19 protein-coding genes and 1 pseudogene are annotated in these 23,555 nt (G+C 69.3%); 11 read left to right on the forward strand and 9 right to left on the reverse strand.

Going from position 1 to position 23,555, the window contains the following annotated elements; genetic code table 11:
- Positions 1 to 92: 92 nt before the first annotated feature.
- Positions 93 to 1,766, forward strand: coding sequence for a dihydroxy-acid dehydratase (ilvD, locus tag QO011_RS31965; protein WP_307281587.1), 1,674 nt, complete (start codon positions 93 to 95; stop codon positions 1,764 to 1,766).
- A gap of 6 nt (positions 1,767 to 1,772) precedes the next feature.
- On the opposite strand, the gene QO011_RS31970 is transcribed toward ilvD, so the two are convergent.
- The 8 genes from QO011_RS31970 to QO011_RS32005 all read right to left on the reverse strand — a co-directional run bounded on the left by QO011_RS31970 (position 1,773) and on the right by QO011_RS32005 (position 11,621).
- A complete protein-coding gene (locus QO011_RS31970) occupies positions 1,773 to 2,888 on the reverse strand; it encodes an acetoin dehydrogenase dihydrolipoyllysine-residue acetyltransferase subunit (RefSeq protein WP_307281589.1) in 1,116 nt (371 codons plus the stop codon).
- 11 nt (positions 2,889 to 2,899) lie between these two features.
- A complete protein-coding gene (locus QO011_RS31975; RefSeq protein WP_307281591.1) occupies positions 2,900 to 3,919 on the reverse strand; it encodes an alpha-ketoacid dehydrogenase subunit beta in 1,020 nt (339 codons plus the stop codon).
- A gap of 25 nt (positions 3,920 to 3,944) precedes the next feature.
- Positions 3,945 to 4,928, reverse strand: a complete 984-nt coding sequence (locus tag QO011_RS31980) for a thiamine pyrophosphate-dependent dehydrogenase E1 component subunit alpha (protein ID WP_307281592.1) — start codon at positions 4,926 to 4,928, stop codon at positions 3,945 to 3,947.
- A gap of 17 nt (positions 4,929 to 4,945) precedes the next feature.
- Positions 4,946 to 5,986, reverse strand: a complete 1,041-nt coding sequence (locus tag QO011_RS31985) for an NAD(+)/NADH kinase (RefSeq protein WP_307281594.1) — start codon at positions 5,984 to 5,986, stop codon at positions 4,946 to 4,948.
- A gap of 524 nt (positions 5,987 to 6,510) precedes the next feature.
- The gene (locus QO011_RS31990; protein ID WP_307281596.1) at positions 6,511 to 8,454 is read right to left on the reverse strand and encodes a sigma-54-dependent Fis family transcriptional regulator; all 1,944 of its coding nucleotides are present in this window, start codon (positions 8,452 to 8,454) and stop codon (positions 6,511 to 6,513) included.
- A gap of 189 nt (positions 8,455 to 8,643) precedes the next feature.
- Positions 8,644 to 9,069: a type II toxin-antitoxin system VapC family toxin gene (locus QO011_RS31995; RefSeq protein ID WP_307281912.1), complete on the reverse strand. Its 426-nt coding sequence runs from the start codon at positions 9,067 to 9,069 to the stop codon at positions 8,644 to 8,646.
- On the reverse strand, positions 9,066 to 9,323 hold the full coding sequence (locus tag QO011_RS32000) for a type II toxin-antitoxin system Phd/YefM family antitoxin (protein ID WP_307281598.1): 258 nt from the start codon (positions 9,321 to 9,323) through the stop codon (positions 9,066 to 9,068). Before QO011_RS32000 ends, QO011_RS31995 begins: the two co-directional genes overlap by 4 nt.
- A gap of 144 nt (positions 9,324 to 9,467) precedes the next feature.
- Entirely contained in the window at positions 9,468 to 11,621 is a 2,154-nt protein-coding gene (locus QO011_RS32005; RefSeq protein WP_307281601.1) for a glycoside hydrolase family 3 N-terminal domain-containing protein, read from the reverse strand.
- Positions 11,622 to 11,835: 214 nt separating this feature from the next.
- Between QO011_RS32005 and QO011_RS32010 the strand changes: the two genes are divergently transcribed.
- Together QO011_RS32010 and QO011_RS32015 are read left to right on the forward strand one after the other, a co-directional pair.
- A complete protein-coding gene (locus QO011_RS32010; RefSeq protein WP_307281604.1) occupies positions 11,836 to 13,647 on the forward strand; it encodes an ABC transporter ATP-binding protein/permease in 1,812 nt (603 codons plus the stop codon).
- 297 nt (positions 13,648 to 13,944) lie between these two features.
- Positions 13,945 to 15,270: a glycoside hydrolase family 15 protein gene (locus QO011_RS32015; protein WP_307281607.1), complete on the forward strand. Its 1,326-nt coding sequence runs from the start codon at positions 13,945 to 13,947 to the stop codon at positions 15,268 to 15,270.
- A 40-nt stretch (positions 15,271 to 15,310) separates the two neighbouring features.
- Here QO011_RS32015 and QO011_RS32020 read toward each other — a convergent pair whose 3' ends face one another.
- A complete protein-coding gene (locus tag QO011_RS32020) occupies positions 15,311 to 16,402 on the reverse strand; it encodes a uroporphyrinogen decarboxylase family protein (protein ID WP_307281609.1) in 1,092 nt (363 codons plus the stop codon).
- Between the two features lie 136 nt (positions 16,403 to 16,538).
- Between QO011_RS32020 and phnF the strand changes: the two genes are divergently transcribed.
- The 8 genes and pseudogenes from phnF to QO011_RS32055 all read left to right on the forward strand — a co-directional run bounded on the left by phnF (position 16,539) and on the right by QO011_RS32055 (position 23,463).
- On the forward strand, positions 16,539 to 17,276 hold the full coding sequence (phnF, locus tag QO011_RS32025) for a phosphonate metabolism transcriptional regulator PhnF (protein ID WP_307281612.1): 738 nt from the start codon (positions 16,539 to 16,541) through the stop codon (positions 17,274 to 17,276).
- Between the two features lie 222 nt (positions 17,277 to 17,498).
- Positions 17,499 to 18,884 carry an extracellular solute-binding protein gene (locus QO011_RS32030; protein ID WP_307281615.1) on the forward strand — a complete coding sequence of 462 codons (1,386 nt, stop codon included), beginning with the start codon at positions 17,499 to 17,501 and terminating at the stop codon, positions 18,882 to 18,884.
- A 112-nt stretch (positions 18,885 to 18,996) separates the two neighbouring features.
- Positions 18,997 to 19,866, forward strand: a complete 870-nt coding sequence (locus QO011_RS32035) for a carbohydrate ABC transporter permease (RefSeq protein ID WP_307281618.1) — start codon at positions 18,997 to 18,999, stop codon at positions 19,864 to 19,866.
- Positions 19,859 to 20,671 (forward strand): carbohydrate ABC transporter permease, encoded by an 813-nt coding sequence (locus QO011_RS32040; protein WP_307281620.1) that lies wholly within the window; start codon positions 19,859 to 19,861, stop codon positions 20,669 to 20,671. The genes QO011_RS32035 and QO011_RS32040 overlap by 8 nt, the downstream gene beginning before the upstream one ends.
- Before the next feature lie 387 nt (positions 20,672 to 21,058).
- The gene (locus tag QO011_RS32045; RefSeq protein ID WP_307281914.1) at positions 21,059 to 22,075 is read left to right on the forward strand and encodes a sterol desaturase family protein; all 1,017 of its coding nucleotides are present in this window, start codon (positions 21,059 to 21,061) and stop codon (positions 22,073 to 22,075) included.
- Positions 22,076 to 22,149: 74 nt separating this feature from the next.
- The gene (locus QO011_RS32050; RefSeq protein ID WP_307281916.1) at positions 22,150 to 22,461 is read left to right on the forward strand and encodes a MocE family 2Fe-2S type ferredoxin; all 312 of its coding nucleotides are present in this window, start codon (positions 22,150 to 22,152) and stop codon (positions 22,459 to 22,461) included.
- 51 nt (positions 22,462 to 22,512) lie between these two features.
- Positions 22,513 to 22,734: pseudogene (locus QO011_RS42595) on the forward strand (AraC family ligand binding domain-containing protein); the annotation flags it as partial.
- A 48-nt stretch (positions 22,735 to 22,782) separates the two neighbouring features.
- The gene (locus tag QO011_RS32055; protein ID WP_307281623.1) at positions 22,783 to 23,463 is read left to right on the forward strand and encodes a helix-turn-helix domain-containing protein; all 681 of its coding nucleotides are present in this window, start codon (positions 22,783 to 22,785) and stop codon (positions 23,461 to 23,463) included.
- Positions 23,464 to 23,555 lie beyond the last annotated feature (92 nt).

Genomic DNA, 23,555 nt, shown 5'->3' on the forward strand with positions numbered 1-23,555 from the left:
ATCTCCAGCGAATGAATGGCCCTGGAATTATATATTTCACCGCGATTTCGAAAAGCTCTAACCTCGACGGAGATCGCCGCCGAGGAGCCGCCATGTCGCCGAACCAACGCTCGAAGCACATCACCGAGGGCATCGCCCGCTCGCCCAACCGGGCGATGTACTATGCGCTCGGCTACGAGAAGGCCGATTTCGACAAGCCGATGATCGGCATCGCCAACGGCCATTCCACCATCACGCCCTGCAATGCCGGCCTGCAGCCGCTGGCCGAGGCAGCGGTCGCCGCGGTGAAGGCGGCCGGCGGCAACCCGCAGCTCTTCGGCACGCCGACCATCTCCGACGGCATGGCCATGGGCACGGAGGGCATGAAATATTCGCTGATCTCGCGCGAGGTGATCGCCGACGCCATCGAGACCTGCGTCCAGGGCCAGTGGATGGACGGCGTGCTGGTGATCGGCGGCTGCGACAAGAACATGCCCGGCGGCATGATGGCGATCGCGCGCACCAACGTGCCCGCCATCTATGTCTATGGCGGCACGATCAAGCCCGGCCGCTGGAAGGGGCAGGACCTCTCGATCGTCTCGCCCTTCGAGGCGGTCGGCGCGTTCATGGCCGGACGGATGAGCGCGGAGGATTTCGAGGGCATCGAGCGCAATGCCTGCCCGGGCACGGGCTCGTGCGGCGGCATGTACACCGCCAACACCATGAGCTCCTCCTTCGAGGCGTTGGGCATGTCGCTGCTCTCCTCCTCGACCATGGCCAATCCCGACGCGGAGACGGTGGACAGCGCCGCCGCCTCGGCCCGCGTGCTGGTCGAGGCGGTGCGCCGCGGCATCCGCCCGCGCGAGATCATCACCCGCCGCTCGATCGAGAACGCGGTGGCGCTGATCATGGCCACCGGCGGCTCGACCAACGCCGTGCTGCACTATCTCGCCATCGCCCATTCCGCCGAGGTCGAGTGGAGCCTCGACGACTTCGAGCGCATGCGCCGCAAGGTGCCCGTGATCTGCGATCTCAGGCCCTCCGGGCGCTACATGGCGGTCGACCTGCACCGGGCCGGCGGCATTCCCCAGGTCCTCAAGATCCTGCTCGCCGCCGGCCTGATCCACGGCGACTGCCCGACCATCACCGGCCGCACGCTGGGCGAGGAGCTCGCCGACGTCCCGGAGGCGCCGCCGGCCGGCCAGGAGGTGATCCGGCCGATCGACCGGGCGCTCTATCGCGAGGGGCACCTCGCCGTGCTGCGCGGCAATCTGGCGACTGGCGGCGCCGTCGCCAAGATCACCGGCCTCAAGAACCCGGTGATCACCGGCCCGGCGCGGGTGTTCGACGACGAGGCCTCGGCCATGGACGCGATCCTGTCGGACCGGATCCGGCCGGGCGACGTCCTGGTGCTGCGCTATCTCGGGCCGCGCGGCGGGCCGGGCATGCCGGAAATGCTGGCCCCGACCTCGGCCATCATCGGCCGCGGCCTGGGCGAGAGCGTCGCGCTTATCACCGACGGGCGCTTCTCCGGCGGCACCTGGGGCATGGTGGTCGGCCACGTCACGCCGGAAGCCCATGCGGGCGGCACCATCGCGCTGGTCGCCGAGGGCGACCGGGTCACCATCGACGCCCACCGCCAGCTCCTGCAGCTGGAGGTGGACGAGGCGGAGATCGAGCGCCGGCGGCAGGCCTGGCGCCCGCCCGCCCCGCGCTACGAACGCGGCGTGCTGGCCAAGTTCGCGCGCCTCGCCCGCCCGGCGAGCGAGGGCGCGGTGACGGACTGAGCGGGCTCAGCCCGGGATATGGGCCAGCAGGAGCTCGTTGACCCGGCTCGCCTTCTCCATCTGCACCATGTGGCCGGCGCCCTCGACGATCTCGACCTTGGCGCCGGTCCCGAGCGCCCTGGCATGCGCGGCGGGAATGATGCGGTCGGCCGCGCCCCAGACCACCAGCACCGGCGGCAGGCCGGCGGCCCCGGCACCCGGACGCTCCGCCTGCCGGCCGCCCGGGAAGAGCCCGGCGGCGAGGGCGGCGAGCGCCGTGTCCACCCCGTCGAGGCGCTTGTATTTCAGGACGTCGTCGACGAGCTGGCGGCTGACCAGGCCGGGATCCTGGAACAGCTTCTCCAGCACCGGCTTGAGCTCGCGCCGGCCCTGCGCGGATACGAAGCCGGCTATATAATCACCATCGATCTCCGGCCCCAGGCCGGCGGAGGCGATCAGCGACAGGGACTTCACCCGTTGCGGCGCGTCGAGGGCGGTGCGCAGCGCGACCGCCCCGCCCATGGAATGGCCGACGAGATGGGCAGCGTCGATGCCGAGCGCCTCCATGAAGCCGAGCAGCGCCCGGGAGAGACCGGCGAGCGTCGGCTCCTTCACCGCCTTGTCCGACTGGCCGTGACCGGGCAGGTCGAGGGCGTGGACGCTCGCCCGCGCCGCCAGGGCATCGATGTTGAACAGCCAGTTGTCGAGGTCGCCGCCGAAGCCGTGCACCAGGATGACGGCCTCGCTCCCCTCCCCGCGCCGCGCGTAGCGCAGCTGGCCCTCCGGCGTGTCGATGAACGCGTATTGCGGGGCCGCCTCGGCCGCCTCGTCCTCGTCGCCGGCGGGCACGACATAGCCGGCGACGAAGGCGTCGATCTCGGCCTCCGGCACGTCCTCGTCGGCGAGCACGCCGAGCAGCGCCTTGACGGGATAGACGGCGTCGGGCTCGCCGACGACACGCCTCAGCGTGCCGGCATCGCCGGCCTCGACCACGCCGGCGATCTTGTCGGTCTCGACCTCGAGGATCTCGTCGCCGACGGCGACCTTCGCGCCGGCGGGCTTGAGCCAGCCGGTGACCTTGCCCTCCGACATCGACAGCCCCCATTTGGGCATGACGATCGGCTTGATCCGTTCGGTGATCATCGTGGTTCCCCTCAGGCGGCGCGGGCACGGGCGCAGATCCGCCCGGCCGCGGCGGCGATGGCGTCGGCCGAGGGCACGTAGATGTCCTCCAGCACCGGCGAGAACGGCACCGGCGTGTGCGGCGCCGTCACCATCTGCGGCGCCGCCTTCAGCGCGCCGAAGGCGTGCTGGGCCACGTAGGCGGCGACGTCGCAGGCGATCGAGCAGCGCGGATTGGCCTCGTCGACCACGACCAGGCGGCCGGTCGCCTCGACGCTCTCGATCACGGTGTCCCAGTCGATCGGCGACAGGGTCCGAAGATCGATCACCTCCGCCTCGATGCCCTCGCGCGCCAGCCTGGCCGCCGCCTCGAGCGCGCGGTGCACGGTGAGGCCATAGCTGACGATGGTGACGTCGCGGCCCTCGCGCACCACGTTGGCCTCGCCCAGCGGGATGGCATAGGACTCGGCCGGCACGTCGGCCTCGTGGCCGTAGAGGTTCTTGTGCTCGCAGAAGATCACGGGATCATCGTCCCGGATCGACTGGATCAGCAGGCCCTTGGCGTCATAGGCGTTGGAGGGGCAGACCACCTTCAGGCCCGGCACGTGGGTGAAGATCGGCGTCAGCATCTGCGAGTGCTGGGCGGCGGCGCGAAAGCCGGCACCGACCATGGCGCGGATCACCACCGGCGTCCGGGCCTTGCCGCCGAACATGTACTTGAACTTCGCCGCCTGGTTCAGGATCTGGTCGAAGCACACGCCCATGAAATCGAGGAACATCAGCTCGGCCACCGGGCGCATGCCGCAGGCGGCCGCGCCGATGGCGGCCCCGATATAGGCCGATTCCGACAGCGGCGTGTCGAGCAGCCGGCCGGGATGCTTGGCGTCGAGCCCCTTGGTGACGCCGAGCACGCCGCCCCAGGCGTCTATCTCGCCGGGCGCGCCGGCGCCGCCGACGATGTCCTCGCCGAGCAGGATGACGCTGGGGTCGCGGCGCATCTCGAGGTCGAGCGCCTCGTTGATCGCCTGTTTCACGCTGATCTTGCGGGCCATGGTCCGTCCTCCGGATCGGGTTTGGTCAATAGGACGCGTAGACGTCGGTGAGGAGCTCGGCGGGCAGCGGCAGCGGCGCCCCCTTGGCCGCGGCGACGGCGTCGTCGATCAGCGCCGCGACCTCGCGGTCGACCAGGGCGAGGTCGGCGGCGGCGAGGACGCCGGCATCGGTGACGCGGGCGGCGAACAGCTTGAGGCAGTCGCGGGTCTCGCGGTTGCGCTCGTTCTCGCCCTTGGCCTTGTAGGTCTGGGCATCGCCCTCGAAATGGCCGAAGAAGCGGATCATCTTGCATTCGAGCAGCGCCGGGCCGCCGCCCTCGCGGGCCCGCCGGATGATCTCGCCGGCCGCCTCGTGCACGGCGAAGAAATCGGTGCCGTCGACGGTCACGCCCGGCACGCCGAAGCCGGAGGCGCGGTCGACATAGGAATCGACCGCGGTGGCATAGTCGACCGAGGTGGACTCGGCGTAGCCATTGTTCTCCACCACGAAGATGACCGGCAGGTTCCAAACCGCGGCGAGGTTCATGCTCTCCAGCACCGTGCCCTGGTTGGAGGCGCCGTCGCCGAAGAAGGTGACGCCGACGCCACCGTCGCCGCGGAACTTCGCCGCCAGGGCGGCGCCGCAGATCAGCGGCGCCCCGGCGCCGAGGATGCCGTTGGCGCCCATCATGCCCTTGGCGAGATCGGCGATGTGCATCGAGCCGCCCTTGCCGCGGCAGGCGCCCGAGCTCTTGCCGTAGATCTCAGCCATCATCTCGGCGACGTCGACGCCCTTGGCGATGCAATGGCCGTGGCCGCGATGGGTGGAGGCGATGCGGTCGACATCGGTGAGGTGCGTCATGATGCCGGCGGCGCAGGCCTCCTCGCCGGCATAGAGGTGGACGAAGCCGGGAATGTCGCCCTTGGCGAACTCGACATGCAGCCGCTCCTCGAAATCGCGGATGGTCCGCATGGTGCGATAGGCCTGGAGCAGCTCCGCCCTCGACAGCGGGAAGGGGTTGTTGGACATGACGTTTCCTCCTCTTTTCAGGTTGCGGCGAAATGGCGGGCGCCCGTGCGCATCAGCCCGCGGGTCGAGGCGAAGCGCATCACGGCAGCAACGTCGACGGTGCGGAACGCGCGGTCCTGCAAGGTCACGGCGACGGCGCGCCGGGCGTCGAAGGCGAGCTCGCGCTCGCCGTCGAGGGCGATGGCGCCGGCGGGCAGGCTGGGCGAGAACGGCACGCCGGCCGGCATGCGCCGCCAGTCCTCGATGCCGACCGCCTCGACCAGCCCCGGCCCGATCGGCGCGCGCAGCACGGTGGGCGCGGCATGGGCGGGGCCGAGCTGCACCATCATGCCGCCCGGCTCGTCGCGGGCGACGGGCTCGATCAGCCCGGCGATCGCCGACATGCCGATCACCTCGGGGTCGGCGAAGGTGACGAAGAGCTCGCGGAAGCTGTCGGCGCGCCACAGCGCCCGCGCCCCGACGGTGCGGTCGGTGACGACGGCGACGTCGACCAGGGCGATCTGCGGCGCCTCGCCCTCCACGGCGACCTCGAGCGTCTTGTTGAGGGCGAAGGCGATCGACGCCGGCACGGCGCCGCAGACGGCGAGCGCCGTCGCCAGGGCGGTGACGGTCGGCTCGCGCGGCTCGGGAAAGGCATTGTTGGTGCCGGTGGAGATGCCGGCGATCGGCACCCGCCCGCAGGCGCCGACCACGGCCCGGTGCGTGCCGTCGCCGCCGAGCACGATGATGGCGGCGACGCCGGCGGCCGCCATGGCGCGGGCGGCGCGGCTGGTGTCCTCCACCGTTGAGGTCACCGGCATGTCGAGGAAGACGAGCTCGGGGAAGCGCGCCTCACCGCAGGCGCGCGAGCGCTCGATGCCGCGCACGACATGGCCGCGGATGCCGCCGGTCTCCGGCATCATCACCACCCGGCCGACGCCGCCCGCCGCGAGCGCGGCCAGCGCCCGCAGCACGATGCCGGCGCGGTCGGCGATCTGCAGGCTGCCGGCATGGGTCACCACCCGGCGGATGTCGCGGGCCGAGACCGGATTGGCGATGATGCCGACCAGAGGCGACATCGGCTTCCTTCCCTGAGGCGCGTCGGCGCGGGACGTTTCCCGTCGACGGCATCAGAGCAAGGGCGGTGCCAACGATCGACCTCTGATCAAATAATTGATTTACCTTGTGAATTTCTGGCACACGTCTCGGCGCGGTGCGGCGCTCCCCGCCGCACCTGCGGCGGCGGCTGCAACAGGTGCGGCGCGGTGGGGCGCCGCTCATCGAAGTCGGCAATGTCGCGCGGCGCTCTTTCGTCGATCCGTGGTGGTCGCGTGGATGGGCGGATCAAGTCCGCCCATGACGGTCGCGAATGGGAAATGCGATAGCGTGAGTTCTTGCGAGCGCGCTCACCGATGACGGTTGGACGTCGGGTCGTCGCCCTCTCACAGGAACCTCACCGTCATGGGCGGACTTGATCCGCCCATCCACGCGAACGCGACGCGTGTCGATCGTCGCACCGGCAGCCGTAGGGCTCCATGGGCCGCTGCAAGCAGGCGCCGATCCGCCGACACGGCACGCCGTCACGATCCATGCGCCTCCCGCCTCAATCCCTTCGGTGCGGCGGCACGATGCCGAGGCGGCGCATGCGGCGGTGCACCGTGGTGCGGTCGATGCCGAGGTCGCGGGCGGCGGCGGAGACGTTCCAGTGGCGGGCGCGGAGCGCCGCTTCGAGCGCCTCGGCCGGATGGGCGGGCGCGCTGTCGCCCGTCGTCGGGACGGCCGCTGCGAAGCTCGGCCAGCCGTCGCCATGGGCGGCGCGGCGAACGGCGTCCGGCAGGTCCTCCAGCCCGATCATGCCCCGGCCCGCCACGGCGCGGGCATAGTCGAGCGCGTTGATCAGCTCGCGGATATTGCCGGGCCAGGGATAGGCGCGCAGGGCGTTCAGCGCCGCCGGCGACAGGCTGTCGCCGAGCTCGGCATCCCAGCCGTCGCGTGCCAGGAGCTCGCCGATCAGCCAATCGAGGTCGGCGCGCCGACGCAGGGCCGGCAGGTTGAGCACGGCGGCGTTGAGGCGGAAATAGAGGTCCTCGCGGAAGCGGCCGGCCTTGACCGCCTCGACCAGGTCGCGATGGGTGGCGGCGATGACGCGGATGTCGACCGCGATGGGCCGGGTGCGGCCGACCGGCGTCACCTCCCGCTCGGCCAGCACGCGCAGGAGCCGCGTCTGCGAGGCGAGCGGCATGTCGCCGATCTCGTCGAGGAACAGGGTGCCGCCGTCGGCCTCGATGATCAGGCCCTTGCGGCCCTTGCCGCTGGCGCCGGTGAAGGACCCGGCCTCGTAGCCGAACAGCTCGGCCTCGATCAGCGTCTCCGGCAGCGCCGCGCAGTTGACGGCGACGAAGGGCCGGCCGGCCCGGGCGCTGGCGGCGTGCAGCGCCTTGGCCAGGTGCTCCTTGCCGGTGCCGGTCTCGCCGTGGATCAGGAGGCTCATGCGCGTGTCCACCAGCTTGGCGGCGCGGGTGACGACGTCCCGCATCAGCGCATCGCCCCGGAACAGGGCCTGCAGGGGCTTCGGCAGCACCGGGGCCGTGGCCGCGGCCGGCGTCGGGGCTGGCGCGGGCGGCGGCAGGCTCTGGGCGAAGAAGAGGACGCCGCCGGCAAGGAGGCGCACGGTGCGCTGCGCGGTGGGGCGCGAGCGCACGAAGCGCGGCAGGTCGTCGACGCCGAAATCGAAGAGCTCGCCCACCGGCCGGCCGAGCAGCGGCGCCCCGCCCGGCCGCTCGTGCTCCACGAGGAGCCGCGCCCGGTTGTTGAAGCCGATGATGCGGCCGGCGGCGTCGAGGGCGAGCACGAGGTCGGGGTCGATATCGGCGAACTCGAAGGAGGCCGAGAGCTTCAGGATCCACTGGTTGCGGAAGCGGTTCAGCAGGTTGGCGATCTCGATCTTGTGGGCGAAGGCCTTGACCAGCTGCAGGGCCAGGAACTGGCTCTCCTTGGGCTCGGGCGAGCGCAGGGCCGAGATGTCGAGCACCGCCGCGAGCGCGCCGCCGGGATCGAACACCGGCGCGGCCGTGCAGGTGAGCGGGATATGGGTCGCGTCGAAATGGTCGGTCTGGTGCACGATCAGGGGCTCGCCGGTGGCGATGCAGGTGCCGACCGCGCAGGTGCCGGCATGGCGCTCGTTCCAGTCGGCGCCGAGATAGAGGCCGGCGCGCATCAGGTTGTTGTCGAAGGTCGGGTCGCCGATGAAGTCGACGGTGACGCCCTTGGCGTCGGTGAGCAGCAGGACATAGCCCAGGCCCGCCACCTGCCGGTACAGCGTCTCCACCCCGTAGCGGGCGGTGTGGAGGAACTCGTCCATGGCATCCTGGTGCTCGCGCAGCAGGCCGTGCGTGACGATGCAGGGATCGCGCAGCGCCACCGGGTCGAGCTTGTGCTCGCCGACGCAGCGCAGCCAGGACTGCCGGATGACGGCATCGCGCCGGCTCGCCTGACCGGCGGCCGCGCGCACGAGCTCGTCGATATGCGCCGCCTGCTCCTGCCTCACGACGATCCTCCCAGACCGTGCTTTTGCCGCAAATGTCGCGCCGATCGGCCGGCATGGCAAGTTTCGTCGGGGCGGGCACGGCGCGGGGCCAGATCAGGAGAGCCCCGTCGCATGGGCGGGGGCGCGTTCGAGCGCATTCCGGACTCGAACGTGATCGCGGCCCGATACTCGCCGGCGCGGATCGGCGCTTCAGGCCTTGTCCCACGGATTGAGCACGGTGACGCCGGTCGGCCCGAAATCAAGCGTGTTGCGGGTCGCCACGGTCATGCCGTGGACGAGGGCCGTCGCCGCGATCAGGGCATCCCGTTCGGCGCGCGGATCGGGAACATGGAGACGGGCGCAACGCTTGGCGACGGGCGTGTCGACAGGCAGCACGCGGCCGTCGAAGTCCGGCAGGACATAGGTATCCAGCCAGGCGCGCAGGATCGCGCCCTGGGCGGCATCGCGGCGCTCCATCTGGAGCACGCCAGCCTCGAGCTCCATGACGGTGATCACGGATAGATAGAGATCGGCGATATCGACGCTGCCGGCCCATCTGGCGACATTGGCGTCAGCCTCGCCGGCGCGGAGCTTGCGCAATTCGGATACGACGTTCGTGTCGAGAAGAATCATCAGGACAGGTCAGCCGGCCGGCTGACGATGACGGTGCGCGGCGGATCGAACTCGACATCCTCGACGCCCGGCGGCATGCCGAAGACATCGGCAACAGTGCGGCCCGTGTGCGTCAGACGCCGATACTCCTCGATGCTGAGCAGGACATGAGCCGGCTTGCCACGATCGGTGATGAAGACCGGACCATCCCTGGTGGCCTTCTTGGCGCGATTGGTATCCTGATTGAACTCTCGGCTGGAAAGAGTGGTGACGGCCATGTCGCTTTCCATCATGACGGCCAATGAATGTATAAATGTTGCTACATTCTATGCGATCTGGCAAGAGACCCGCACGATATGCCCCCCGGACTGCCTGACGGGAGTTCCGTCTGCGGGCAGGATGGCTTTGCGGCGGGCGCTCCCCTACTCCACCGTCGAGAGCTGGATCGTCCTCGACAGCAGCCGCGTGCGATCCGCCGCCGGGCCGACCAGGATCTCGATCTCTCCGGGCTCGAAGATCGGCTCGAGGTCGAGGCCGAGGAAGCGCAGGTCCGTGGCCGGCAGGCTGAGATGCACCGTGCCGCGGGCACCGGGCTCGAGGGCGATCTTGTCGAAGCCCTTCAGCTCCATCAGCGGACGCGCCACGCTCGCCACCGTGTCGTGCGTGAACAGGAACACGGTCTCCTCCGCCGCCATGGTGCCTTCGTTGGCGATGTCGACGCTGATCGCCAGCGTGTCCTGCTCCGTGGCCACGGCCGGCGTCACGGTGAGGTTCGACAGGGTGAAGCGGCCATAGGTCAGGCCGTGGCCGAAGGGGAAGAGCGGCGTGTTGGCGACGTCGAGATATTTGCTGGTGTAGTGGTCCTTGGCGTCGAAGGGCCGGCCGGTCGGCCGCTCGGCGTAGAAGATCGGGATCTGGCCGACCGCCCGGGGCCAGGAGACCGGCGTGCGGCCGCTCGGCGAGCGCGCGCCGGTGACGATGTCGGCGACGGCATTGCCGGCCTCGGCGCCGGGGAACCAGGCCGCCAGCAGCGCATGGGCGCGGTCGGCGAGCTCGGGCACGACCAGCGGCCGGCCGGAGAACAGCACGACGCTGACCCGCTTGCCGAGCCGGGCGGCCCGATCGAACACGGCCTCGGCCAGGGCGCGCTGGCGACCGGGCAGCACCGGATCGGCCCGGCTCGCCGCCTCGCCGCTCATGACCGCCGCCTCGCCCAGGCAGAGCAGGATGGCGTCGGCCTGGTCGCACAGGTCGAGGGCGGCGGGAATGCCGCTCTCGTCGGACGTGTCGATGGCGACGCCCGGGGCGTGCAGGATCGTCGCATCCGGCAGCGCGCCGCGCAGGCCCGCCAGCACGCTCACCTGGTCGCCGGGCTCGGCAATGCCCCCCCACGGCCCGCGCATCTCCGGGCCGGCATCGGCCAGCGGGCCGATCAGGGCGATGCGCCTGGCGTCCGCGGGGATGGGCAGCGCCTCCCCCTCGTTCTTCATCAGGACGAGGGAGCGCGCGCCGACGACGCGGGCGATGCGGCGCCGGTTGATCAGGGTGGCGGCGTCCTCCGGCTGCATGCCGCGGTGGTAGGGGTCGTCGAACAGGCCGAGCCGCTCCTTGAGGGTGAGCACGCGCGCCACCGCCTCGTCGATCTCGGCCATCGTCACCAGGCGGCGCTCCAGCGCCACCGGCAGGCCGCGGCGATAGGCGTCGGCCATCATGTCGATGTCGACGCCGGCCCGCAGCGCCAGGGCCGCCGCCTCGGCGAGGTCGGCCGCGACGCCGTGATGGATCAGCTCGGCGACGGCGTTGTAGTCGCTGACGACGACACCGTCGAAGCCGAGCCGCTGGCGCAGCCAGCCGCGCAGCAGCGACGCGTTGGCGGTCATCGGCACGCCGCCGAAGTCGGTGAAGGCCGGCATCACCGCCGCCACGCCGGCGCGGATCGCCGCCTCGAACGGGGGCAGGTGCACCTCGCGCAGCGTGCGCTCGGAAATGTCGACCGAGGCATATTCGCGTCCCGCCGTCACCGGGGCGTAGGCGCAATAGTGCTTGGCGACGGCGGCGAGCGCGTCGACGGCGGCGAGGTCCGGGCCCTGGAAGCCGCGGACCTTGGCATCGGCCATCAGCGCGCCGACCCAGGGGTCCTCGCCCGGCCCTTCGACGATGCGGCCCCAGCGCGGATCGCGCGCAATGTCCAGCATCGGGGCGAAGGTCATGGCGAGCCCGTCGGCGGCGGCCTCGCGCGCCGCCTCGCGGGCGGTCAGCTCCCAGGCGCGCGGGTCGAACAGCGCGGCCTCGCCGAGCGGCACCGGGAAGGCGGTGCGGTGGCCGTGGATGACGTCGAAGCCGATCATCAGCGGGATGCGCAGGCGCGATTCCTCCACGGCCAGGCGCTGCATCTCGCGGACATGCCCCGGCCCGTACAGGTTGAGCAGGTTGCCGATGGTGCCTGCCTTGATCGCCTCGGTGGAATCGCCGGCGATCACCGGACCGGTCACCGCGTAGCTGCTGGCGGTCATGGTGAGCTGGCCGAGCTTCTCCGGCAGCGTCATCGCGTCGATCAGCGACTGCACGCGACTCATCGCATCCTCCTTGGCTCGCCCGCCGCAGCATAAGGCCGCGCCCTGGCTATGCCGAGCGCCGGCCGATGGCAAGGCCGCAAGGGAACAGGGCGGCGGCAAATCCCCAAGACGGCGCTCTTGCGCAAAATCTCCGGCCGGGATTTGGCCAGAGCATGCGAGAAGGCCGTAGAGTGCGTCCGTGCCGCCGCCGGCGCCAACACGACAGGGCAGGATCATGACCGGATCGGGAGAAATCGCCAGCGCCGCCTCCGAGATCGAGGAAGCCGCCCATGCCGGGCTGGTGCCGCAGCTGCGCATGATGTTCGAAGCGCTATGGGCCTCGCCGGTGCGCAACAGGCTGTTCGCCCTGGCCGCCGGCCTGTTCCTGGTCATCGGCGCCACCGCCTATGGCCAGATCCAGCTCAACAGCTGGAACCAGCCCTTCTACGATGCGCTGTCGCGCCGCGACCTGCCGGCGTTCTTCAACCAGCTCGGCGTGTTCGGCCTGATCGCCGGCGTGCTGCTGGTGCTCAACGTGGCGCAGCGCTGGCTCAACGAGATGACCAAGCTGAGGCTGCGCCAGGGCCTGGTGCACGACCTGGTCAAGGAGTGGATGGTGCCGCGCCGGGCCTTTCGCCTCGCCAATGCCGGACCGATCGGCGTCAACCCGGATCAGCGCCTGCACGAGGACGCGCGCCACCTCACCGAGCTCTCCACCGATCTCGGGGTCGGCCTGCTGCAGGCCTCGATCCTGCTGCTGACCTTCATCGGCGTGCTGTGGGAGCTCTCCAGCGGCTTCGCCTTCCACATCGGCGGCCGCGATCTCACCATCCCCGGCTACATGGTCTGGGCGGCGATCGTCTATGCCGGCTCGGCTTCGCTGCTGAGCTACTGGATCGGCCGGCGCCTGATCGACCAGAACTCCGACCGCTACGCCCGCGAGGCGGACCTGCGCTTCTCGCTGATGCGGGTCAACGAGCATATCGACGCCGTCTCCCTCGCCGGAGGCGAGGCGGATGAAGCCCGGCGCATCGGCGTCGACCTCGACGCGGTGCTGGCGGCGACGCGGCGTCTCGTCAGCGGCCTCACCCGCCTCACCTGGGTCACGGCCGGCTATGGCTGGTTCTCGCTGGTGGCACCGATCCTGGTGGCGGCGCCGGTCTATTTCGCCGGCAACCTGTCCTTCGGCGGCCTGATGGTGGCGGTCGGCGCCTTCAACCAGGTGCAGTCGTCGCTGCGCTGGTTCGTCGACAATTTCAGCACCATCGCCGACTGGCGGGCGACGCTGCTGCGCGTCGCCAGCTTCCGCCGCGCCGTCATGACCACCGACGTGCTGCACACGGTGGAGAGCCGCATCGAGGCGGTCGATGGGCCGCCCGGCGCCTTCACCGTCGAGGACCTGGAGATCGCCTCTCCGGCCGGCTGCACCATGCTCAAGGAGCCGAAGGTGGAGGTGAAGGCCGGCGAGCGCGTGCTGATCGTCGGCGAGTCCGGCACCGGCAAGACGCTGCTGTTCCGGGCCCTCGCCGGCCTGTGGCCCTGGGGCGCCGGGCGCATCGGCCGCCCCACGGGCGGGGAGATCCACTACATGCCGCGCACGCCCTACCTGCCGCCGGGCACGCTTCGCGAGGTCATGGCCTATCCCCTGAAGGTCGACAGCTTCAAGCCCGACGCCTTCACCGCAGCCCTCGCCCGCCTCGGCCTCGAGCGCCTGACGCCCATGCTCGAGACCGCCAAGCGCTGGGACCGCGACCTCAGCGAGGACGACCAGCAGTCCCTCGCCTTCGCCCGGGTGGTGCTGCACCGGCCGGCGTGGCTGCTCATCGACGAGGTGCTGGACTCCCTGGAGGACGAGACGCATGGACGGGTGCTCGACGTCTTCGCCGGGGATCTCGCCCATGCCGGCGTCATCCATATCGGCCGCGCCGAGGCGCACGACCACCTGTTCCAGCGCGTGCTGCATCTCGTCAAGGAACCCGACAAGCGCCGCCTCTCCCGGCGCAGGCACGCCCACGAGACGCACCGACGCCGGCTGTCGGTGGCGTGAGGGGACCGTTGGCGACGGACCTGGTGCGATCGGACGAGACGCTGCCGCTACCAGCCTACGCTCGACGCCGGGGCCTTCCCTCCCCCTTGTGGGGAGGGATAAAGGGTGGGGGTCGTCGGCGTTGAACTCGACGCGTCGGGACGATCGAGGGCGATCCCCGTCCTGATGGCCCCCCCCTGGCCCCTCCTCGTCGATCTCGGGGGTTCCCGAGATCGACCACTCGGCAAGGCAAGTCGGAAAAATCCGACTTGCTCGGGGGAGGGGAAAAGCCCGCGTTCGAAACATCAGAGAGCCCCCATGGACCCCCTCTCCCCCTGGATCGACCGGCAATACCGCCACGCCGCGGCGGCGATGCTGCGCAGCATTTCCCCTGTCGGCATCGTCAAGGCACGGCCGGGCTTCGGCCAGACCGTCGTGCCGAAGCGCGGGGCGATCGTCGCCTCGCCGGTGCTCGGCGACTGGAAGCCGGAGCCCGACTATTTCTTCCACTGGTACCGGGATTCCGCCGTGGTGATCGACGCCCTGCGGCTGCTGCACGCCGACGGCACGCTCGGGCCGGAGGCGCTCGGCCATCTCGGCGACTTCGTGCGCTTCAGCCTGTCGCTGCAGCAGCTCGACGGCCGCGCCCTGGCGCGCGACCCGGCCTGGCGGGCGGCCGTCGCCCCGGACTTCATCCAGTACCTGCGCAGCGATGCCGAGCTCGCCGCAGTCCATGGCGAGGAGGTGGTGGCCGAGACGCGCGTCAACCCGGACGGCACGCTCGACATCTCCACCTGGTCGCGGCCGCAGAACGACGGCGCCGCGACGCGCGCCCTCGCCCTGCTGCGCTGGCTGAAGGGCGGCGCGGCGATCGGGGCGGAGCTCGCCGCCGACATCGCTGACCTGCTGCATGCCGATCTCGCCTTCACCCTGGCGCGCTGGCGCCGGCCCTGCTTCGACCTCTGGGAGGAGCAGAGCGGCCGGCACTACTACACGCTGCGCGTCCAGGCGGCGGCGCTGGCCGAGGGCGCGCCCTGGCTGGCCGAGCTGGGCGGGACGGAGGCCGCCGCGGCCTGCGGCCGCGAGGCGCACGCCATCCTGGCGCAGCTCGACGGCTATTGGCTGGCCGAGGAGGGCTTCTACCGCTCGCGCCTGCTCGATCCGCCCGCCCGCACCACGAAGGATCTCGACATCGCCGTGATCCTGGCGGCGCTGCACGCCGACGGAGCCGAGGCGGCGCACTCGCCGCGCGATCCGCGCATGCTGGCGACGCTGGCCAGCCTGGAGGCCCTGTTCGACCGCGATTTTCCGATCAACCGCGGCCGTCCGCCCGGACGGGCGGCGGCCCTCGGGCGCTACGAGGGCGACGGCTATTTCGGCGGCGGCGCCTGGTATGTCTCGACGCTCGCCGGCGCCGAGCTCTGCTTCCGTGCCGCCGCGGCCGCTGCGCCCGCCGAGGCCGCAGGCCTCGAGGCGCGCGGCGACGCGTTCCTCGCGACGGTGCAGGCTTTCACCCCCGAGAACGGCGACATGTCCGAGCAGTTCGATCGGGCGACGGGGGAACAGACCTCGGCGCGGCACCTGGCCTGGAGCTATGCGGCGTTCATCACGTGCATCGCGGCGCGGCGGACGCTGGCGGGGTAAGGGACGGGCGTTTGCGTGGGCCGATCAGCCGGGCGTCGGGTCATTCCACGCGCCCGGCCGCGCTGCCGATCTCTGTGCGAATGATGGCCGTGCCTGCCGCCAACGCGCTGATCTTGCCGAACGCAACATCACGGGCGAGATACCACATGCCGCAATCGGAGGATGGGTGCAGGCGCTCCGGCGGCACGTGACGCAGGGCGGCCCGCAGGCGCGACGCGACGTGCTCGGGCGTCTCGATCTCCGTCGAGCCGAGATCGAGCAGGCCGAGCACCACATGCTTGTCCCCGCAATGCCGGAGGATGGTCGGCTCGTGCCGCGGCTGCTCGTATTCGATGCTGATGCCGGCGATCGGGCAGGATGCCAGCAGTTCCAGCACCTCGGGATAGACCACGCTGGCGCGCTTCTCCCGATAGACCAGCGCATAGCCGTAGCAGACATGGACGATGACGGGCGCCCGCACCCCTTCGACCATCCTGGCGATCGCCGCCGGGCCGACCTTGCGGGCGAGCGTCAGCTGGCTGTGCCAGGCGGGCTCGTCGATCTGCAGCACGTCCGCGCCCGCCTGATCGAGGGCCAGCAGCTCGTGGTTGAGCGCCGCGGCAAGGGCCATGATGGCAGCCTCGGCGTCGCCGTAGAACCGGTCGACGACCTGGCAATAGAGCGACAGCGCACCGATGACGGTCACCTTGCAGGGCCGCCGCGCGTGCGCCTTGAGGAAGTCCAGCTCGGCCAGCGCCATCGGGCCTTGCCAGCCGATGGCGCCGACGATGCGCGGCCGCAGCTCGCCGATGCGGGTATATTCCTCCCAGCCGGTGTCGTCGCGCCGGCTCCAGTCGACGGCCCTCGCGACCGCGACCTGCTCCATGGCTGACGTATCGATCCCCGTGAGGCCGGCCAGGAAATGCCGGTCATAGGCGGCCCGCTGCGCCTCGCCATCCGTCACCAGATCGAGCCCGGCCCGCTCCTGCTCGTAGATGGCGAGCAGGGCCGCGTCCTGCTTGGCCTCGCGCAGCACCTCGGCGTCGGGGCGCCACCAGCTGCCGTCGACGGCCCGCATCCGGCGGTGGTGAGCCAGCCAGTGCGGCTTGGCATAGCTGCCGACGATCTGCACGGTCAGGGGATGGAGCGGCATCGCCATGTCTCCTCGGCTGGTCCGTGCTGCGTAGGAGAGTAGAGTGACAGCGGCATGACACGTATGGACATGATGCCGAATGTCGGACATGACTGTAACCGTCCATCATGCGGTTCGATGCAGGCCTGGAGACGACATGGCGCAGGAGGAACACCCCCTCGAGGTCAGGGATCATGCGGGGTCCCGCTGGGAGCAGATCGTTGCGGCGCTGCGCCGGGACATCCGGGAGGGCATCTACGCGCCCGGCATCCGGCTGCCGCGCGAGCATGATTTCTGCGACCGGTTCGGCGTCAGCCGGTTCACCGTGCGGCGGGCCCTGGAGAGCCTCGAGCGCGAAGGGCTGGTCCGCATCGAGCCCAAGCGCGGCGCCTTCGTGACCGACCAGATCCTCAGCTATCGGCTGGGCAACCGCACGCGCTACAGTGAGAACATCCGCCGCTCCGGATTCAGTCCCGGACAGATCGTTCTGGGAAGCCGAACCGACATCGCTGACCCTGTCGTCCGAGAAGCCCTCGATCTTCCGCTGGGCTCGGAAGTCCTGGTGATAGAAGGTCTCGGCGAAGCCGACGGCATTCCGATTTCCTATGGGTACAATATCTATCCCCTTCCGCGCTTCAACGGGTTCGACGAGATCGCCAGGCAAAACAAATCTTATACGCTGGCGCTCGCCCATTTCGGCATCGAGGACTACCGGCGGCTCACGACCGGCGTGATCGCACGTCCGCCGACGGTGGAGGAGACACGACGGCTGAAGATCTCGCGCTTCGTCCCCATCCTCGAGACGCAGGCCGTCGACGTGGACGCCGAGGGCAGGCCGATCAAGTTCGGCCTGAGCGCGTTTCGTTCGGACCGCATGCGTCTGGTCGTCGAGTAGCCGGTCGCATCGAACGGAGCGGCGGCCGACCGGCGCGCCGTGATCATCGGGCGGTCGCGGGTCGTCGCCCGCGGTGTCATCACGCGGTCATTGACGGCCGGCATCGTCGGAATGTCCGGACAAGATTGATCATGACCGGACGATGAGCGGGGCAGCCGACCCGTGCGGGGTCGGGCGCCCCCTGCGCCCCGAATGGCCTCACGATGCCGGGAAGGACTGCCCATGTGCGACACCTCCGACGCTAGCCAGAGCATGCAGGATGCCGTCGAGCGCGGCGAGGATACGCTGCCTGCGGCCGCAGGCGCTGCCCGGCCGGGCACGACACGCCGCCGGTTCATCGGCGGCTCGCTGGCCGCGCTGGCGAGCAGCGAACTCGGCCTCGGCCGGGCGCTCGCCGCGGCCACGGCGAGCGGGCCGGCCACCATCGACCTCTGGCTCGGCGTCGGCCCGGACAGCGCCAAGGTCTACCGGCAACTGCTCGACCGGTTCCACGCCGCCAATCCGGACATCACCGTCAGGGTCAACAGCTTCGGCGAATACGAGCCGCTGCAGACCGCGCTGCAGGCCGCCATCGCCGGCAAGCGGCCGCCCGCCATCGCGCAGATCGGCTTCGACGTCATCCAATATGCGGCGCGCTTCCTGCCGCATCTCAAGGTCGACGCCGCGGCGGCGGCGGCCGGCGTCGACGGCGCCCATTTTCTCGCCGACAGCTTCTCCCCGCAGATGCTGTCGCTCGGACGGGTGAATGGCCAGGACGTGCTGCCGCAGCTGATCGGCTCGCCCTATCTCTTCTACAACCGGGATGTGCTGTCAGCGGCCGGCATCGAGCAGGCGCCGGACACATGGCCGGCCCTGCGCACGGTCGCGCAGCGGGTCACGGCCAAGACGGGCAAGCCGTGCTTCAGCATGGCGGAGAAAGGCTATTTCTGGGCCTATCAGGGCCTGATCGAGTCCAACGGCGCCTTGCTGCTGGCGCGCGAGGGCGATCGCTACGTCACGCAGATCGACCAGCCCGGCGCGATCGAGGCCATGCAGCTGATGGCCGACATGGTGCTCGAGGACAAGTCCGCGCTGTATCTCGGCGACGCCCAGGCGGGCGTCGACTACCAGAACGGCAACCTGCCGATGATGATCGGCTTCAGCTCGCAGGTCGCCGGCGCGGTGGCCGCCGGCAAGTTCCGCGTCGGCACGGCGCCGCTCCCCGCCTGGCCGGGCAAGGCGCGCCGCATCCCGATGGCCGGCAGCGGCTTCATGGTCTTCGATGTCGGCGACGCGCCGGCCCAGGCCGCCGCCTGGCGGCTGGTCGCCTTCTTCTGCGATCCGGCCGTCCAGGCCGCCTTCACCAAGGGCACCGGCTATCCGCCGACCCGGCTCGGCGTTGCCGAGGATCCGGCCTATCTCGGCCCGTTCTACAAGGACAACCCGCTGTTCGGGCCCGACATCGCCCAGCTCGCCGTCGCCGTCCCCTGGATCAGCTTCCCCGGCCGGAACGGTCCCCAGGCCCTGCAGGTCCTCGACGAGACGCGCGACCATATCTTCAGCGGCGAGAGCGTCGCCGCCGTGATGAAGGCCGCCGCCGGCCAGATCAATGACCTCATCAATAGTTAGCGACAGGTCGATATCGGCTCCGGCGCAGGCGGGATCGCGTCGCCGGGTGCCGCTGCGGCAGACCGGCGACGGCGGGCTCACCCCGGTCCGGCCTGGAAGCCGGGGTCTCGGCGTGCATCTTGCCCCCTATCTCTACGTGGCGCCCCTGCTCGCCTTCATCGGCCTCTTCATCTATTGGCCGATGGTCTATTCGCTCTTCCTCTCGCTGATGGACTGGAATCTCGTCTCGCCGGACATCGCCTTCGTCGGCCTGGGCAATTTCCGCAAGCTGTTCACCAGCCGGGAATTCCTGATCGTCATCCGCAACACGGCGATCTACCTGGCGATCCTGGTTCCGTTCCTGGTGGTCGCGCCGCTGCTGATCGCCGAGCTGCTCTGGCCGATCCGCCGCTCGCGCCTGCAGCCGATCTATCGCGGCGTGCTGTTTGCGCCGACGGCGGTGGCTGCCGTCGTCTCGTCCGTCGTCTGGCTCTGGATCCTCGATCCCCTGCAGGGGGTGCTGACGGGGCTCGTGCTGCAACTCGGCGGGCCCCGCATCGACTGGCTGACGCAGCCGGTTCTCGCCTTCGCCTGCGTGACGGCGGTCTCGGCCTGGAAGCTCTTCGGCTTCAACCTCCTGATCTATCTCGCGGCACTGGAGGCCATCCCCGAGCCGATCCTCGAAGCCGCGACGCTCGACGGCGCGCAGGGCTGGCAGCAGTTCCGCCACATCCGCGTGCCGCTCCTCGCCCCGACGCTGTTCTTCACCTGCGTGACGACGGTGATCTTCGTCTCCGACGACATCTTCCAGATCCTGCAGGTCCTGACCCGGGGCGGACCGTTCGGCCAGACCCAGAACATCCTCTATTTCCTCTACCAATGGGCGTTCCGGTACTTCCAGGTCGGTTATGGCAGCGCCATCGCGGTCGTCACCTTCGCGGTCGTGATGGCCCTCACCTGGCTGCAGTTCCGCACTCTCGGGCGACGGGTGCGCCATGACTGAAACCGCCGTCCGGCAGCGCCCGACGCCCGGCCCGCACGCCATGGCCGTGCTCCTGTGCATCCTCGCCGGCTTTCCCTTCGTCTGGATGCTGGCGACCGCCTTCGATCCCGGGATGTCCCGGGACCAGGGCGCCGGCCCCTTCGCCAATTTCGTCCGCGCTTTCGAGCTCGCGCCGGTCGCCCGCTGGCTTGCGGAGAGCTTTCTCATTGCCATCGCCATTGCCGGCCTCAAGCTTCTCGTCAGCGCGCCGGCGGCCTACGCCTTCGCGCTTGTCGAATTCCGAGGCCGCAGCCCGCTGTTCGCCCTGGTGATCGGCAGCATGGTGGTGCCGGACGCGGTCACGCTCATCCCCAACTTCATCCTGGTGTCGAACCTCGGCTGGGTGGATACGCCGCAGGGCGTCGTCGTGCCGATGGTCGCCTTCACCGGATTGCACGTCTTCCTGCTTCGCCAGGCGATGACGCAGATCCCACGCGAGATCCTCGATGCCAGCCGGATCGATGGCGCGAGCCGCTGGGGCATCTTCTGGCACATCGTGCTGCCGATCGTCCGGCCGACGCTGATCGTGGTCGCGATCCTCGCCTTCCTCGGCGCATGGAACCTCTATCTCTGGCCGGCCCTGGTGCTCTCGGCCGATACGGTCAAGACATTGCCGGTGGGTCTCCAGAGCTTCGCGGCCGGACAGGGGCAGTCCAACGAATGGGGAGCCCTCATGGCGGTGGGCGTGCTCGCCGTCGCGCCGCCGCTCGCCATTCTGGTCCTCGCCCAGCGATCGCTGATTTCCGTGCTCGGCGGCAGGGGGTGACGGCGGCGGCACCTCGCGCCAGGCGGCCCGATGCGCGCTCGCCGACAGCGCGGCGCGACTGCGTAGACCACGACGGGACGGCGCGGTCTACGTGCCTTGTCCAGTGCTGTCCCCATGCGCTCCCGCTGACGCCGGGATGCGTCACCTGCGCGCGGACTGGACGTATCATGCCGATCTTTTCGCCAAATCCGCCAACCCTCCCGCCTGATATTGATCAGTTTCGGGAAGTTCGTATCAGCTCTCCTGGAGCAAAGCGTGTTTGGGCGGAGTGGCCGTGGCTTGGGAGAGAACCATCGATGCTCCGCGACCTCGTGCAGGCGACCTGGGACAAAACGCCGGCATTCCAGCCTGGGACCCTCGATCCCGGCAAAGTGGATGGACCAGATGGTGGACGATTCAGTTTACGGAACGCGCAACAAGCGAGGCGACTGGAAGCCGAAGCAGCCCTATGAATACGCGCCGGTCTTCATCTGGCCGCCGCGCCCCGTCGAATTCTTGAGATGGCTGCTCTGGTGGCCGGGTTACTTCCTGCCGTGGAACATCCTCTACGCCTTCATCGTGCTCGGCATCTGGATCTGGCTGACGCCGGACATGCAGACCATGACGTCGCCGGCGCCGGGATGGATTGCCTTCATTCTCGTCCGCAATGCGACGCTGACGGCGCTCTGGTACGGCTCCTTCCACTTCGTCCTCTACATCAAGCGGACGCAAGGCCTGAGCTTCAAATATAACGGCAGGTGGCCTGGCGAAAAGAACGACGCGTTCTTGTTCCGCAGCCAGCTCGCCGACAACCTGTTCTGGACCTTCGTCTTCGGCATTCCGATCTGGACTGCATTCGAAGTCGCGACCCTGTTTCTTTACGCCAATGGATTGCTTCCCTATCTCGATCCGGCGGAGCATCCCATCCTCTTCATCGGGATCTGGGCGCTGATTCCGCTCTGGCGCGAGTTCCACTTCTACGTCATCCACCGCCTGATCCACTGGCCGCCGCTCTATCGGACGGTCCACAAGGTCCACCACAACAGCGTCAATCCCACGCCGTGGACCGGGCTCGCCATGCATCCGGTGGAGCAGATGCTCTACTTCTCCGGCGTGGTGCTCTACTGGGTCATTCCCGCACACCCCATCCATTCGGTCTACCATCTGGCGCACTGCATGCTGGCGTCGGCGCCAGGACATGTCGGCTTCGACAAGGTGGTGCTGGGCGAAGGCAACCTGATCGACATGCCCGGCTACGACCACTACCTGCATCACAAGTTCTTCGAGTGCAATTACTCGGACGGTGTCGTGCCTTACGACAAATGGTTCGGCACGTTCCACGACGGCGGCGAGGCCTCCGAAAAGCGCATGCTCGAGCGGTTCAAGCGAAAGGCGGCCAGGCTGAGCGCGCGCCAGGCTCGATGACGACGACGTCGATCCGTTCAGCCCGGCGCCGATCCGCGCCGGAAGAAGCAGAGACTTCAAAGGAGGATTACGATATGGCCGAGTGGGTTGATGCCTGCGCCGTCGACGCCATCGAGACGGAAGGCGTCGTGCGCTTCGATCATGCCGGACGGACATTCGCGATCTATCGCAATCATGAGGACCGGTTCTACTGCACGGACGGGCTGTGCACGCACGAGGCCGTGCATCTCGCGGACGGGCTGGTGATGGAGAACACCATCGAATGCCCCAAGCACCTGAGCATTTACGATTTCACCACCGGCGCGGTAGAAACGCCGCCGGCCTGCGTGAACCTGGCCACATACCGCACGAGGGTCGACCGCGGGCGCGTCAGCATCGAGATCTGACCGACAGCCGCAGGCGTATCGATGCGCGGGAGCTGCCAGACGGGTATCGGCATGTCGATCATTCTGCCCGAATACGAGTTCGTCGATCGCACGACGCAATCGATCCGCTACCTCGCGCACGGATGGCCGACCGAGGCTTGCCGATGGCATTCGCATCCCGAATATGAGCTGCACCTGATCATCGCGACGCGCGGACAGGCTTTCGTCGGAGACTATGTCGGCGCGTTCGAGCCGGGCGACCTGTTCCTGACCGGCCCGAACGTCCCGCACAATTGGGTGACGGACGAGGTCGCCCATCCCGTGCCGGTGGAGGTGCGGGACATGCTCGTGCAGTTCAGCGCGGAAAGCATCGAGCACCTGACGGCGGCATTTCCCGAATTCGGCGAAATGGCCGCGATGTGGGAGCTGGCCCGTTCCGGCATCCGGTTCGAGGGCTTCGACCCGACCTTCGCCATGGGCCATTTCCAGCGCATTCGCGACACGCGCGGCGCCGAACGCATCGCGGCCTTCCTGCGCTTCCTGGTGCGGATCAACGAGCATGCGGAGAAGCGCGGCCTCTCCGTGGTGAAGCTGACCCATGCCGACGCCAATTTCCGGCAGGCCCGCATTGCCAGGATCGTCGACCACATCGCCCACAACCACGCGCAGAAGATCTCGATCGAGAAGGCGGCCGACATGGCCGGAATGAGCAGCACCGCCTTCTCGCGCAGCTTTCACAGCATCACCGGAAACACCTTCGTCGAATTCGTCAACCGCGTCCGCATCGGGCAGGCCTGCTCCCTGCTCTATGCGACGGAAAAGCCGGTCTCGACGATCTGCTTCGATGTCGGATTTCAGACCTTGGCGAATTTCAACCGCCAATTCCTGCGACTGAAGAAATCGACGCCGAGCGCATACCGGCGGAACGCACGCGCAGGCCTTCTTTCCGAGGAGAGCCTGCGTGTGCAAAACCCCTCTCCCATTCGGGAGAGGGGCAGGGGTGAGGGTCTAAACGCTCCCTAGCGAGATGCAGACCCAAGCAATGGCATACAAAACTCTCCGCCTTTTCCGACAAGGTCTAGTCCCTCACCCCTGCCCCTCTCCCAAATGGGAGA

This window comes from Labrys wisconsinensis (assembly GCF_030814995.1).
GTDB lineage: Bacteria > Pseudomonadota > Alphaproteobacteria > Rhizobiales > Labraceae > Labrys > Labrys wisconsinensis.